Origin of the sequence: Paenibacillus litoralis (assembly GCF_046244365.1) — a bacterium.
In the GTDB taxonomy this organism is placed as follows: domain Bacteria; phylum Bacillota; class Bacilli; order Paenibacillales; family NBRC-103111; genus Paenibacillus_V.
This window is the reverse complement of the sequence record NZ_CP176395.1, coordinates 8,645,684-8,658,506: the sequence shown is the minus strand read 5'-3', so window position 1 is coordinate 8,658,506 and position 12,823 is coordinate 8,645,684. Positions and strand designations below refer to the sequence as shown.

12 protein-coding genes and 1 riboswitch are annotated in these 12,823 nt (G+C 52.4%); of the genes, 7 read left to right on the top strand and 5 right to left on the bottom strand.

What is annotated here, in order from left to right; all coding sequences use genetic code 11:
- The first annotated feature begins 3 nt into the window (after positions 1-3).
- Positions 4-450, top strand: coding sequence for an SRPBCC family protein (locus ACKGJP_RS36600; protein WP_409343611.1), 447 nt, complete (start codon positions 4-6; stop codon positions 448-450).
- A gap of 141 nt (positions 451-591) precedes the next feature.
- Here ACKGJP_RS36600 and ACKGJP_RS36595 read toward each other — a convergent pair whose 3' ends face one another.
- Positions 592-2,166, bottom strand: coding sequence for a sigma-54-dependent Fis family transcriptional regulator (locus ACKGJP_RS36595; RefSeq protein ID WP_409343610.1), 1,575 nt, complete (start codon positions 2,164-2,166; stop codon positions 592-594).
- A gap of 407 nt (positions 2,167-2,573) precedes the next feature.
- Here ACKGJP_RS36595 and adh point away from each other — a divergent pair, with 407 nt between their 5' ends.
- Entirely contained in the window at positions 2,574-4,094 is a 1,521-nt protein-coding gene (gene adh / locus ACKGJP_RS36590) for an aldehyde dehydrogenase (protein ID WP_409343609.1), read from the top strand.
- 12 nt (positions 4,095-4,106) lie between these two features.
- Entirely contained in the window at positions 4,107-4,472 is a 366-nt protein-coding gene (locus ACKGJP_RS36585) for a DUF779 domain-containing protein (protein WP_409343608.1), read from the top strand.
- 76 nt (positions 4,473-4,548) lie between these two features.
- On the opposite strand, the gene ACKGJP_RS36580 is transcribed toward ACKGJP_RS36585, so the two are convergent.
- Positions 4,549-5,358 carry an ABC transporter permease subunit gene (locus ACKGJP_RS36580; RefSeq protein ID WP_409343607.1) on the bottom strand — a complete coding sequence of 270 codons (810 nt, stop codon included), beginning with the start codon at positions 5,356-5,358 and terminating at the stop codon, positions 4,549-4,551.
- Complete coding sequence (locus tag ACKGJP_RS36575; protein WP_409343606.1) at positions 5,355-6,242, bottom strand: ABC transporter ATP-binding protein; 888 nt, start codon at positions 6,240-6,242, stop codon at positions 5,355-5,357. The genes ACKGJP_RS36580 and ACKGJP_RS36575 overlap by 4 nt, the downstream gene beginning before the upstream one ends.
- A gap of 202 nt (positions 6,243-6,444) precedes the next feature.
- Between ACKGJP_RS36575 and ACKGJP_RS36570 the strand changes: the two genes are divergently transcribed.
- Positions 6,445-6,993, top strand: a complete 549-nt coding sequence (locus ACKGJP_RS36570; RefSeq protein WP_409343605.1) for a TetR/AcrR family transcriptional regulator — start codon at positions 6,445-6,447, stop codon at positions 6,991-6,993.
- A 70-nt stretch (positions 6,994-7,063) separates the two neighbouring features.
- Here ACKGJP_RS36570 and ACKGJP_RS36565 read toward each other — a convergent pair whose 3' ends face one another.
- Both ACKGJP_RS36565 and ACKGJP_RS36560 read right to left on the bottom strand, forming a co-directional pair.
- Entirely contained in the window at positions 7,064-8,128 is a 1,065-nt protein-coding gene (locus ACKGJP_RS36565; protein ID WP_409343604.1) for an LLM class flavin-dependent oxidoreductase, read from the bottom strand.
- Between the two features lie 135 nt (positions 8,129-8,263).
- Positions 8,264-9,457 (bottom strand): MFS transporter, encoded by a 1,194-nt coding sequence (locus ACKGJP_RS36560; RefSeq protein WP_409343603.1) that lies wholly within the window; start codon positions 9,455-9,457, stop codon positions 8,264-8,266.
- 231 nt (positions 9,458-9,688) lie between these two features.
- On the opposite strand from ACKGJP_RS36560, the gene ACKGJP_RS36555 reads away from it, so the two are divergent.
- From ACKGJP_RS36555 to ACKGJP_RS36545, 3 genes are all read left to right on the top strand, one after another.
- Positions 9,689-10,516, top strand: a complete 828-nt coding sequence (locus ACKGJP_RS36555; protein WP_409343602.1) for an AraC family transcriptional regulator — start codon at positions 9,689-9,691, stop codon at positions 10,514-10,516.
- A 116-nt stretch (positions 10,517-10,632) separates the two neighbouring features.
- Positions 10,633-10,737, top strand: a riboswitch (purine riboswitch).
- A gap of 143 nt (positions 10,738-10,880) precedes the next feature.
- Complete coding sequence (locus ACKGJP_RS36550) at positions 10,881-11,489, top strand: xanthine phosphoribosyltransferase (RefSeq protein WP_409343601.1); 609 nt, start codon at positions 10,881-10,883, stop codon at positions 11,487-11,489.
- Between the two features lies 1 nt (position 11,490).
- Positions 11,491-12,783, top strand: a complete 1,293-nt coding sequence (locus ACKGJP_RS36545) for a nucleobase:cation symporter-2 family protein (protein ID WP_409343600.1) — start codon at positions 11,491-11,493, stop codon at positions 12,781-12,783.
- Positions 12,784-12,823 lie beyond the last annotated feature (40 nt).

The window sequence follows — 12,823 nt, the reverse complement described above, 5'->3', positions numbered from 1 at the left end:
AGCATGACAGCCGCAACGGGTGAAAATGAAATTATCACTTCACGCGAGTTCGATATCCCGCGGGAGCTCGTGTTTCAAGCCTGGACAACCCCCGATTTGTTAGCCCGGTGGTGGGGGCCGCAAGGCTTCACGAATACGTTTCACGAGTTTGATATAAGGCCGGGAGGCACGTGGCGGTTCACCATGCACGGACCGAATGGCGTGGATTACCCCAACCATATCGTTTTTGCCGAAATCGTGCCGCAGGAGCGGATCGTGCTTGATCATCTATTCGACCACGAGTTTCGGGTAACGGCTACCTTCGAGAACCTGGACGGCCGTACCAGGGTCATCTTTCGTCAGCAATTCAAGAATGCGGCGGACTTCGAACAAGCCAAGACGTACTGCGTTGAAGCGAATGAGCAGAACTTCGACCGGATGGGCGAGGTGCTGGCGGGATTGGTCTCCTAGGTTGGCACCTCGAAAAACCGACCCCAAAGCCAAAACGGTTGTGCAGATATAGCTCCTGCACAACCGTTTTTTCACAACCATAAAGGACTGCGAAAGCATGCGTAGTCCTCCGGGAATCACCTGCGTCCGCTTCCTGCTACTCTAAAATAACGTTATGCCATACTCCTCGATTTTCCGGTATAAAGTCGTTCTTCCGATCCTCAGTTGTCCTGCAGCTTTGCTAAGGTTCCATCCCGACGCCTTCAGCGCTTTCTTGATCGCCATAATTTCCGCGTCAATCAAAGTCAGTTGACGATCTTCGCCGGATTCCGCCTTCATAACCTCACTTTCTTCGAACGACAAATGCTCCGCGTCAATCGGCTGTTCGCCGGCCAGGAATACCGCTTGCATAAGAATGCCGTTAAGCTCTCTGATGTTGCCCGGCCAACTGTAGGCCAACAGCTTATTCTGCGCGGCTTCCGTCAGCGGCGGGCACGGCGAAGTATGCTTCCGTAGCAGATGAACGGCTACCGTCAAAATATCGCTTCTCTCCCGCAAAGCCGGCAGCGTAATGTGTATGCCCTTCAGCCGGTAATACAGATCGGCGCGGAATCGGCCGGCCTGCACCTCCGCAGCGAGGTTCTTATTCGTTGCCGCGATGACTCTTATATCAATCGTTTTGCTTTTCGTGCTGCCCACCGGGGTAATAATGCTTTCCTGAAGCACCCTTAATAAAGCAGCCTGCGCGCGAAGAGGCATATCGCCTATCTCGTCCAGAAAAATAGTGCCTTTGTGCGCGGCTTCGAATTTTCCGGCATTTCCGTCCTTGTTCGCCCCGGTGAAGGCCCCGCGAGCGTACCCGAACAATTCGCTCTCGATCAGGCTGTCCGGAATGGCGCTGCAATTCAGTGCGATGAACGGCTCGGCGGACCGGGCGCTTGCGGTATGAATCGATTGTGCGAACAATTCCTTCCCCACGCCGCTTTCACCCAGTAGTAAGACGGGAAAGTCGGTCGCTGCCGCCTTCTGGGCCAGCTCCTTCTTCTGCAGGATCACCGGACAGGTACCGACGATATCCTTGAACGAATACAAGCGAGGCGCGTTTGCCGCCTGCTTCCGAATGGAGACGGATTGCCACAGCTTCTGATGTTCATTATGAATCGTTTCGACCGAAAATCCCTCGAGCTTCGTAAGCTCCTTGCCGATTGCGTCGCTTCCGACCATACGGATCGCCGCATGGTTGGCGCGAAGGATGCGGTTATCCCGACTAAGGGAGATTAGCGGCAACGGATGATTTTGCGAGCGGTGGTCGAGCTCCCTTAGGGTAACGAGATGCTCCTTTTTGGACTCCTCCAGCAGCATTTTGTTCTGCAGGGATAGGGCGGCCATACAAGCGAGCGTGAACGTATAGGCGTGGTAATGCTCCTGCTTGCCGCTAATATTGATGACGCCGATCAGCTCTCCTGTCGAATTGAAGACGGGGGCGGAGGCGCAGGTCAAGAAGTGGTTGGAGCTAAAATAATGCTCTTCGGCATGCACGCGTACGGGCTTCTTCTCCGTGAGAGTGACCCCGATTGCATTCGTGCCCTTTCTTCTCTCGGCCCAATTGGCGCCTACTTGCAGCTGAACCGCTACCGCCCGCCGGGAGAAATCCGGATCGCCGGACGTGTGAATGATGGTGCCCTCCGAATCGATCAACAGCGCCATCTGGCCGGATTGTTTGATGCCGGCATGCATGTGTTCAAAAATTTGCTCCGCGTAATGTATAGTTTGCTCATTCTGCTTTAGTAGAGGTTGAATACGGCTTCCGCTTAAGATGTCATCGTCAATGGGGTCAGTCGGCTTTAAACCAAAATCGTGACAGCGCTTCCAAGAAGATGCCGCCGCTTCTGATAGAAAGTTATGTTCCACTGATAGCAAAATATACACCTCCCAATCGGTATCCTAATCCGATCATACCATAGTTGTTTTACTAATGGAGAGCTGCAAGAAAGAATGTTCCGAAATGGAACACTTCGCTTGTATCAGAGTGAAACAGCATAGATATCGTACTTATGTAAAAGGCTGATTTGACGGTATTCCATCCGTTGGCACGGTTCTTGCTTATCTATATACCGTAATCCATTTTAAGGAGGCTGAGCGAAATGATTTATGCACAACCTGGACAAAACGGATCAAAGGTTACGTTTGCAAAACGGTACGAAAACTTTATCGGAGGACAGTGGGTTGCGCCTGTTAAGGGCCAATACTTCGACAATCCGTCGCCTGTAAATAACCGCGTATTTTGCGAGGTTCCGCGTTCCACCTCAGAGGATATCGAGCTGGCTTTGGATGCGGCGCATGCTGCGAAGGACGCGTGGGGCCGCACGCCGGTTGCAGAGCGTGCCGTCATTTTGAATAAAATCGCCGACCGAATGGAAGCGAACTTGGAAATGCTGGCGGTTGCGGAAACCTGGGATAACGGCAAGCCGGTTCGGGAAACGCTCGCAGCCGACCTGCCGCTGGCGATCGATCATTTCCGCTACTTTGCAGGATGCATTCGTGCCCAAGAGGGCTCTCTCAGCCAGCTGGACGACAATATGGTGGCTTATCATTTTAATGAGCCGCTGGGCGTCGTCGGGCAAATTATACCGTGGAATTTTCCGCTGCTAATGGCCACCTGGAAGCTGGCTCCCGCGCTTGCCGCCGGAAATGCGGTCGTCCTGAAGCCCGCCGAGCAAACGCCGGCATCCATATTGGTGCTGATGGAGCTCATTCAAGATTTGCTGCCGCCGGGCGTCATCAATATCGTCAACGGCTTCGGACTGGAAGCCGGCAAGCCGCTTGCCTCGAGCAGCCGGATTTCCAAAATCGCCTTTACCGGCGAGACGACGACGGGCCGCTTGATTATGCAATATGCGTCGCAAAATCTGATACCGGTCACCTTGGAGCTGGGCGGCAAGTCGCCGAACCTTTTCTTCGAGGATGTGATCGCGCGCGATGACGCCTTCTTCAATAAAGCGCTCGAAGGCTTTGCGATGTTCGCCCTCAACCAGGGGGAAGTCTGTACATGCCCGTCCCGCGCGTTAATTCAGGAATCGATTTATGATCAATTTATGGAACGGGCCTTGAAGCGGGTCTCCGCGATCAAGCAGGGCAACCCTCTCGATACGGAAACGATGATCGGAGCCCAGGCTTCTACCGAACAGGTCGAGAAAATTATGAGCTACATCAGCATCGGTGCACAGGAAGGCGCAGAGTGTCTGATTGGCGGAAATAGAGCGGCGCTGGAAGGGGATATTTCGGACGGCTATTATATCCAGCCTACGGTTCTAAAGGGACATAACAAGATGAGAATTTTCCAGGAGGAGATTTTCGGACCGGTCGTCGCCGTTACGACGTTCAAGGATCAGGAGGAAGCGCTGGCAATCGCCAATGACACGCTCTATGGGCTTGGCTCCGGCTTATGGACGCGCGATATGAACACGGCTTACCGGATGGGGCGCGGCATACAAGCAGGGCGGGTATGGACGAACTGCTACCATGCTTATCCCGCTCATGCGGCCTTCGGCGGCTATAAGACTTCGGGCATCGGCCGCGAAAATCACAAAATGATGCTCGCGCACTACCAGCAAACGAAAAATTTGCTCGTCAGCTACAGTCCAGATGCCCTGGGCTTCTTCTAAACGAGACGAACGATGACGACGGAAGTGCGCAAGGTTGTCGCTACCGATGCCGCTCTTGAGTTGATCGAGACCGTAAAGGCCAAGTTTGGCCCTGTCATGTTCCATCAATCCGGCGGCTGCTGTGACGGCAGCTCTCCGATGTGTTACGCGCAAGGGGAGTTTCTGATCGGCGACAGCGACGTATGGCTGGGGGACATAGGCGGCGCACCCTTTTATATGAGCAAGGCTCAATACGATTATTGGAAATATACGCAGCTTATCATCGACGTGGTGCCCGGCAGAGGCGGGATGTTCTCGCTTGAGGGACCGGAGGGCCGGCGTTTTCTGACTCGCTCGAGAATGTTTACGGATGAGGAGAGGCGTGTGCTGGGTCTTTAAGTTTTATTTACAATGTGCAAAAACCCTGCTTTCTTCTTTGACGAAGAGAGCAGGGTTTATTTTGTTCCAATGAGCGCTACAAAGGCAAATCGCGTCTCCGGAACAGTACGATGGCCAGGCCGAACGAAACGAATCCGATGGCGGTCAAAATGATGAAAGGTGCAGCCAGATCCGCACTGCCGTTTACAATGTCGCCGGGCTTATATAAGGAAAAGATGGTGAGGTTTCGAACCCACTCGATCTTTTCGCTGAACTTGCCGATCAGATCCAAGCTGAAGAACGCGAACGTAATCAATCCGGAAATGCCGATCGCCTTCTTCTCGTCATTGGACAGAGCGGACACCAGGAAGGCGATGCCGCCGACGGCAAAGAAGAGCAAGAACGCCGCTGCATTCATCTGAAGAAACGCCGAGGGATCGAATGCATAGTCATCGCCCAGAAACCATGCGCTTCCGGCGAACCCGGCTGCGGTCGTGACCGCTAGGATCAGGAAGAGGCCGGACGCCAGAACGGCGGCCTGCGTGAAAGCGACTTTCCCTCTTGTCGTCGGGGTGGACAACAAGTAGGCCATCGAGCCTTGGTCCACCAATTTGGCCATTAGCTGAGTCGCCAACTGGACGCAGACGATCGCGAGGATCAGAACGAGAATCAATCCGTAGTATTCCCCCGAAATGAATGCTTCGGCACTATCGAAGCCGTTAAGGCTGAAAGCTCTCCCGACTCCTGCCGGCATGGATTGGACCAGCTCGTCGATGGCTTTAGCGTTTTTGGCGATACCGGGGTATAGCCAGAACATGAGAAGGATATAGAACGCAGACCCGAAGGCGTAGTTCATGAAGCCTTTCATATTCACTTTCATCATCTGTTTGTATAAGGTGACATTCATTTCATCGTCCCCTTCCGGTCATAATAGTTCATGAAGATATCTTCCAGGTTCTGGGTAAAAATATCGATATTGCGCACCTTGTATTTGGCCGTCTCTTCTACGAACTTATCGTAATTGCCCTGAACGGCGACCCTCACCCGATTCCCGTCCTGCGATTCGACCAGCAAACCGGCATGCAGGAAGGCTTGCGCCGCGGCCCGATCCTCGAAAGTGACTTCAAACAGCTTCCGCTGCATGGACTGCAGCTCGTGAATGTCCTTAACGGCAATGATGACGCCGTCCTTGATAATCGCCGCCCGGTCGCAGGTTCGCTCGATTTCGGGAAAGCTGTGCGACGACATGAGGAACGTCTTCCCCCGGGCCTTTTCCTCCAGTACGATCTCAATAAACACCTTCTGCATAAGCGGGTCGAGCCCTGATGTCGGTTCATCCAAAATCAGCACATCGGGATCATGCATGAACGCCGCCACGATCCCTACTTTTTGCTTCATGCCTTTGGACATTTTGCGGATAGGCGTATGAACGTCGAATTGCAGCCGATCGATCAAGCGGGCCCGCTTGGACAGGTCTTTCATTCCCTGCATGTCGGCCATGAAATCGAGGAACGTCTTGCCCGTCATCCCTTCGATAAACGATATTTCTCCCGGCAGGTACCCGATGCAGGCTTGCATGCTTCCTTGATCCTTCCAGGTATCCAGCCCGTTCACGGTTACGGAACCTTTGTCCGGCTTCATGAAGCCCATAATATGCCGGATCGTCGTAGACTTGCCCGCCCCGTTCGGTCCCAAAAAACCGAAAACCTCGCCTTTCTGAACCGAAAAGGATACGTCGAAAATTCCTTTCCCGTTCGAAAATGTCTTCGTCAAATGTTGAACGGTTAACATCAAGGCACCTCCAGAAATGAAGAAATGAAATATTTTTATTAATATATTTCATATGTTATACTATGCTTGATTAGTCGTCTCGTCAATAATTTTATGAAATATTTTTATAATTAAATTTCATAAGTTATATCATATCTATGAAGTTAGGGTGAAGGTGATGAACGGTTTTGAGAAAAGGGCCCAGCTGATTAAAGAGAAAATTATGAAAACCACCTTGGACATCCTGCGAACATCGGGGCCCAAAAGGATTCGGATCGCCGATATTTCCAAGGCGGCTAACGTTTCGCAAGTGACGATCTATAATTATTTCGGAAGCAAAGAGGTTCTGCTCCGCGAAGTGTTTATCAACTACACGGACAATGCCATCCGCGATTTCGAGGAATATATGAACGGAGACCATACGCTTAAGGAAAAAATCGAGTATATCCTCTTTCGGGAGAAAGAACAGTATAGGGAGTTCCCACCCGGTTTAATCAAAGAGTTATTGATCGATGACCATGAACTTACCCGTTATATCGAAGGGCAGTATAAGGAGAAAGCGATCCCTTTGACCGTTCGGATCATAGAGGAAGGGAAAATCAGCGGCGAGATATCGGAAGACGTCTCCATCGAGACCGTTTTGGCGTTTATTCAACTGTATATGAATCAGTATGAAACGCTATTGGAAATGGCCGAACAAAGCCGGGATATGGACAAATTTCTCGAAGGCATGGTCCATATGTTCTTTTACGGCGTTTGCGGTAAAGCGTAATCCGGTGTAAACAAAAAAGAAGCGTGCGGACCGCAGCCGGATCGCACGCTTCTATTTGTCATCTCTATTCCTAGGCTTCGAGCCGGGCAATCTCCTTGCGTACGATCGGCGCGACTCTCGTGCCGAGCAGCTCGATCGCGCGCATCACTTCAAGATGCGGCATGGTGCCGACGTTCACGTGCAAGAAGAAGCGGGTGACTCCCAAATTTTTGCGCAGCAGCAAAATCTTCTCCGCGACGAATTCGGGATCGCCGACATAGAGAGCGCCCCGAAGGCTGCGCGCGGCATCGAAAGCATCGCGGCTGTAAGCCGGCCAGCCCCGCTCGCGCCCTATGACGTTCATTTGGGCCTGCGTCGAAGGGAAAAATAAATCGGCGGCCTGCTCGGTGGTTTCACCGACGAAACCGTGCGAATGCGTCGCAATCTGCAGCTTGTCGGGATCGTGTCCGGCCTGCGCGGCGGCCTGCTTATAGAGAGCGACAAGCGGAGCGAACCGCTCGGGCATGCCGCCGATAATGGCGAATGCGATCGGCAGGCCCAGCATGCCGGCCCGGACAGCCGACTCCGGATTCCCGCCGCTTGCAATCCACACCGGCAGCGGGGTCTGAACGGAGCGGGGATAAACCCCAAGGTTATCGATGGCGGGACGATGGCCGCCGCGCCAGCTTACTTTCTCGGAAGACCGGATCGCAAGGAGCAGCTCCAGCTTCTCTTCGAACAATTCGTCATAATCGTCCAGGCTGTAGCCGAATAGCGGAAACGATTCAATGAACGAACCGCGGCCCGCCATAATTTCGGCCCGGCCGTTCGAAATGCCGTCCAGGGTGGAGAACGCTTGATACACGCGAACCGGGTCGTCCGAGGACAGCACGGTAACGGCGCTGGTAAGCCTAATGCGCTTCGTCATGGAAGCCGCAGCCGCTAGTACGACGGCGGGCGAGGTGCCTGCATAGTCGGCTCGGTGATGCTCGCCGATTCCATACACGTCGAGACCGACCTGGTCGGCCAGCACAATCTCCTCGACCGCATGGCGCAGCCGCTCGGCATGGCTGATGACCTTCCCCGTTACCGGGTCGGGCGTCGCCTCCAAAAACGTACTGATTCCTATTTCCATGTTTGTTGTTTGTTCGGCCATTGCTGATCCCCCTCCTTCGTTACTTCTAGTTTACTCATTTTTATATGGTTTCTCAAATATAGTAAGCTATTGATAACAACAACATCCAGCCCCGACTTCTTAACCGAAGCCGGGGCTGGATGTTCAATGCTAACGCTATATTTTGTTGCGTTCCGCCATATAGCATGCGGCTCCTAGAATCAATCCGATCCCTACAAGCAGAGCGCCGACCCATGGGAGCGCGGTTATGGCTAAATGCGTAATGACCCATCCGCCTATGAAGGCTCCGGCTGCATTTCCTAGATTACCGGCTGAATGGCTGGATGTAGAGGCAAGTGCCGGCGCGCTCTTAGCCAGGCTCATAATTCGTACCTGCAGACCCGGCATCACCGCAAAGGAAGCGGCGCCCCATAGGAAAATGGTCAATACGGCAGTTACTGGATTGTGCACAGTAAAGGTAAAGAGGGTAAGGATAACGCATATCGCCAAATATAGTCCCAGAATGGAAGGCATCAGCTTCCAGTCTGCAAGCTTCCCGCCAACGATATTGCCGATTGTTACGCCGCAGCCGAACAAGACCAGGATCCAAGTTACACTATGTTCGGCGAACCCGGTCACTTGCACGAGAAGCGGAGCAATATAAGTAAATACGGCAAACAATCCGGCGTTGCCCAGAGCTCCGATTAGCAAGTATAGGAGCAGCTTAGGCCGGATCAGAGCGCTAATCTGCTGGGCTATGCCGGCCGGTTTGTCTTGCCGGATATGCGGAATGAAGATAAGTATGCCGATCAGCGCCACGACCCCCATGACGGCAATCGCGGCGAATGAAGCACGCCACCCCATATGTTGTCCTATAAACGTCCCCAGAGGAACACCGACGATATTCGCAATGGTTAAACCGGCCATCATAATGGACACGGCCCCGGCACGTTTATTTGGGCGTACGAGAGTGGCGGCGATGACCGCCCCAACGCCAAAAAATGTCCCGTGAGTCAATGCCGTAATGATGCGGGCCCCCATCAAGACGGCGTAATTCGGAGCGAACACGGAGATTCCATTGCCTAGAATAAATAGAACCATAAGCAGACATAGCAGTCTCTTCTGCGGGATGCGCTGGGTGAGAATCGTCAGTATGGGAGCGCCGACGGCTACCCCAAGAGCGTACATCGTAATAAGCTGCCCTGCGGTTGAAATGCTGACATGCAAATCATCGGCCACATTGGGCAGAAGGCCCATGATGACAAATTCAGTCATGCCGATTGCAAAAGCGCCTACCGTAAGAGACAGGATGGAGATGGGAAACGCTTCTTTGGTTGCTTGGTTCCTCTTGATGCTTTGAGTTACACTCATGCTGCAGATGTCAACCTTTCCTCACACGCTAAGATTCGAAATGTAGGTTAATAATAAAAGACGAACCTCGACAACACAATGAAGCATCTTGGTTTTTCTCTTTCAAAATGTTATATATCTTGCTCTAGGTTTGAGCGGCTTCTCCGGATAGCGGTATAATGGAACGGGTTCCTATTCGTCGTTTTATCCAGTAAACAGCGGGAAAAGGTGATGCTGATGGGGACAATAAGAATGGAAACATCCCCTACATTAGTTTATATAGGCAAGATTAGCGGAAATCCCAAATGGAGCTTTCCGAGTCACGCGCATGAAGATTTGAGCGAAATGATTTATATTTCGAATGGAGAGGGCATGATTAAGATCGATGGGCGGCCGTATGCCGTCCAACAAGGAGATTTGCTAATATATAACCAAGGGATTCTGCATGAAGAGTGCTCGTCGGCCATATGTCCGTTGGACATGTACTATTGCGGGGTAGCTAACGTTAAAATAGCGGGGATAAGCGGTCGCCGTATCATTCCGGAAGGTGCGACGCCGTATATAAAAACTAAGCAATATGCGGATAAAATCAGCGGGATTTTCTCTTTCATGTATGAAGAATCCGTCGTGCAAGGCAAAGGCCATACGCTCATTTGCGAGAGCTTGCTTATTGCATTGATTACGTTGATCCAACGAATGGTTCAGCCGGATCTAGGGGTAAGCAGAAAAGACCCGAACGCGTTGGCTGTTCAGATCAAGGAGTATTTGGACCAGAATTATTTAAGACATGTTACCTTAAAGGACATGGCCGATAACTTTCACAGGAATGCTTATTATCTCTCGCATGTATTTAAGAAAAAGTACAATGATTCGCCCATTAACTATATGTTATATAGACGTATGGGTGAGGCCAAACGCCTTTTGGTTAACACGGATATGAAAGTGGGGGAAGTTGCTACCTTTTTGGGCTATGAGAACGCGAATTATTTTACCATTCTTTTCACAAGAACGATGGGGGAATCGCCCACGCAATTTAAAAGGAACGAGAAAAGAGAACGAGTGGACTTGTTTGAATCGTAAGCGTAAGGATACGGGAAAAACATTCTAAACGAAACCGCCGTTCACAGCCGGTGGCGAATTTTGTCGAATTATAATATTTCCCTCTTGAAACGACGGCGCCGAATGTGTACCATTACAAGAAGTAAATTCATATGACTCATATAATTTTGGGGATACGGCCCATAAGTTTCTACCGGATGACCATCGTAAATTGTCCGACTATGAGTGAGAGCGCGCGTGTCTCGGAATCCGTTTCCCCGCACCGGGGGAGAAGGGTCGTATCGCGTACACCATAAGGGATAAAGTCCCGGGGACAAGCTTCACTTGAGAGAAACCGCTCAAGGAGTTTGTCCTTTTTGCTTATGCAGAGAAGGAGCGGCAGAACATGAAAGTACTCGAGGAACGCATACGGCAAGAGGGATTGATTTTGTCGGATAAGGTGCTGAAGGTGGATTCGTTTTTGAACCATCAGGTGGATACGCGGCTGGCGATGGAAATCGGGCGGGAATTCGGCCGCATTTTCGAGGGCAAGCCCGTTACCAAAGTGTTGACGATCGAGGCGAGCGGCATTCAGTTCGCGATGGCCACGGGGATTGCGCTGGATATCCCTTTCGTCTATGCCAAGAAAAAGAAAGCCGTCACGCTCTCCGAGCAGGTGTATTCGGCTCCCGTACATTCCTTTACCCGCCAAGAGACTTACCAAGTCAGCATTTCTCAAAAATATTTGGGGCCGAACGATAAAGTGCTGATCGTGGACGATTTCCTCGCTACCGGCGCAGCGCTCGTAGGGCTGGTCAATATCGTGAAGGAAGCGGGAGCGGAGCTTGTGGGCGTAGGCTGCGTCATCGAGAAAAGCTTTCAGGAAGGCCGCGGCTTACTGGAGGAAATGGGGGTTCGCGTCCATTCCTTGGCCCGGATCGCCTCGATGTCGCCCGGCGAAATTCACTTCGTAGAAGACGCGAGCGCCGTTCCTCAGCTCAAGGAGAACGTATAGGATGCTAAGCAAACAACGGGTTTTTACGTTAGGCTTCCAGCACGTGCTGGCGATGTATGCGGGTGCGGTCATCGTACCGCTGATCGTCGGGGGAGCGCTCAAGCTGAGCGAAGCGCAGATGGCGTACCTGATTGCGGCCGATTTGTTTACGTGCGGACTCGCCACGATCCTGCAAGTGTGGGGCGGCAAATATTTCGGCAGCAGGCTGCCTGTCATTCTGGGATGTACGTTCACGGCGGTCGGTCCGATTATCGCGATTGCCACCGCATCGAATTTGGCGACGGCTTACGGAGCCATCATTTTGTCCGGGTTATTCGTCGTTCTGGCAGCGCCTTTGTACGGTAAAATATTGAAGTTTTTCCCGACCATCGTAACTGGCTCCGTCGTAACGATCATCGGGCTGTCCCTGATTCCCGTCGCAATGAACAATGCGGCAGGCGGTCAAGGCAGCGCGGATTTCGGCGAGCCGCGCAATTTGCTGCTCGCATTCGGCACGCTTATCGTGATATTGGCCGTTAACCGGCTGGCCAAAGGATTTTTGCGCGCCATCTCCGTCCTCGTCGGACTGGCCGCCGGAACGCTGGCCGGGTATTTCATGGACATCGTTCATTTCTCTTCCGTTGCCGACGCTTCATGGGTTAGCGTTGCGCAGCCTTTCTATTTCGGCACTCCCGCAATCAGCGTAACGGCCGTCATTACGATGATTATCGTCAATTTGGTCAGTATGGTGGAATCCACCGGCGTTTACTTTGCGGTCGGGAAGGCGACGGATCAGAAGGTCGAACAGAAGCAGATCGTGAACGGTCTGCGTTCGGAAGGCGTCGCGATCATGCTGGGCGGCATTTTCAACGCATTTCCCTATACGGCGTTCTCCCAAAATGTCGGATTGATCTCGCTGACTCGCGTGAAATCGCGGGATGTCATTTTTGCCGCCGGCGGCATTATGGTCATACTGGGCTTGCTGCCGAAGCTGGCAGCCTTGACTACCGTCATCCCTAACGCCGTGCTTGGCGGCGCTATGATCGTCATGTTCGGTTCGGTTGCGGCCTCCGGCATCTCGATTCTATCCGAAGTCGATCTGCGCAAGGATGACAATCTGTTGATCGCCGCGTGCAGCATCGCTGTGGGCCTGGGTTCGGCCACGCTGCCGCAAATGTTCGACCAGCTGCCGGATTTCGCCAAAATGCTTCTGCAAAACGGCATCGTATCCGGCTCGTTGACCGCCATCCTGATGAACCTATTGCTATCCAAACAAAACGATGACGTGCGGCATACTGCCCGCGAGGGCGGCTAGCTCTCGTGAAAAAGAAGACCCGCTTAGCCCTTCATAAGGC

Coding starts and splice junctions, on each gene's coding strand:
- ACKGJP_RS36600 (WP_409343611.1), top strand. CDS start 4: ATGACAGCCGCAACGGGTGAAAATGAAATTATCACTTCACGCGAGTTC.
- ACKGJP_RS36595 (WP_409343610.1), bottom strand. CDS start 2,166: ATGCATGCCGGCATCAAACAATCCGGCCAGATGGCGCTGTTGATCGAT.
- adh (WP_409343609.1), top strand. CDS start 2,574: ATGATTTATGCACAACCTGGACAAAACGGATCAAAGGTTACGTTTGCA.
- ACKGJP_RS36585 (WP_409343608.1), top strand. CDS start 4,107: ATGACGACGGAAGTGCGCAAGGTTGTCGCTACCGATGCCGCTCTTGAG.
- ACKGJP_RS36580 (WP_409343607.1), bottom strand. CDS start 5,358: ATGAATGTCACCTTATACAAACAGATGATGAAAGTGAATATGAAAGGC.
- ACKGJP_RS36575 (WP_409343606.1), bottom strand. CDS start 6,242: ATGTTAACCGTTCAACATTTGACGAAGACATTTTCGAACGGGAAAGGA.
- ACKGJP_RS36570 (WP_409343605.1), top strand. CDS start 6,445: ATGAAAACCACCTTGGACATCCTGCGAACATCGGGGCCCAAAAGGATT.
- ACKGJP_RS36565 (WP_409343604.1), bottom strand. CDS start 8,128: ATGGCCGAACAAACAACAAACATGGAAATAGGAATCAGTACGTTTTTG.
- ACKGJP_RS36560 (WP_409343603.1), bottom strand. CDS start 9,457: ATGAGTGTAACTCAAAGCATCAAGAGGAACCAAGCAACCAAAGAAGCG.
- ACKGJP_RS36555 (WP_409343602.1), top strand. CDS start 9,689: ATGGAAACATCCCCTACATTAGTTTATATAGGCAAGATTAGCGGAAAT.
- ACKGJP_RS36550 (WP_409343601.1), top strand. CDS start 10,881: ATGAAAGTACTCGAGGAACGCATACGGCAAGAGGGATTGATTTTGTCG.
- ACKGJP_RS36545 (WP_409343600.1), top strand. CDS start 11,491: ATGCTAAGCAAACAACGGGTTTTTACGTTAGGCTTCCAGCACGTGCTG.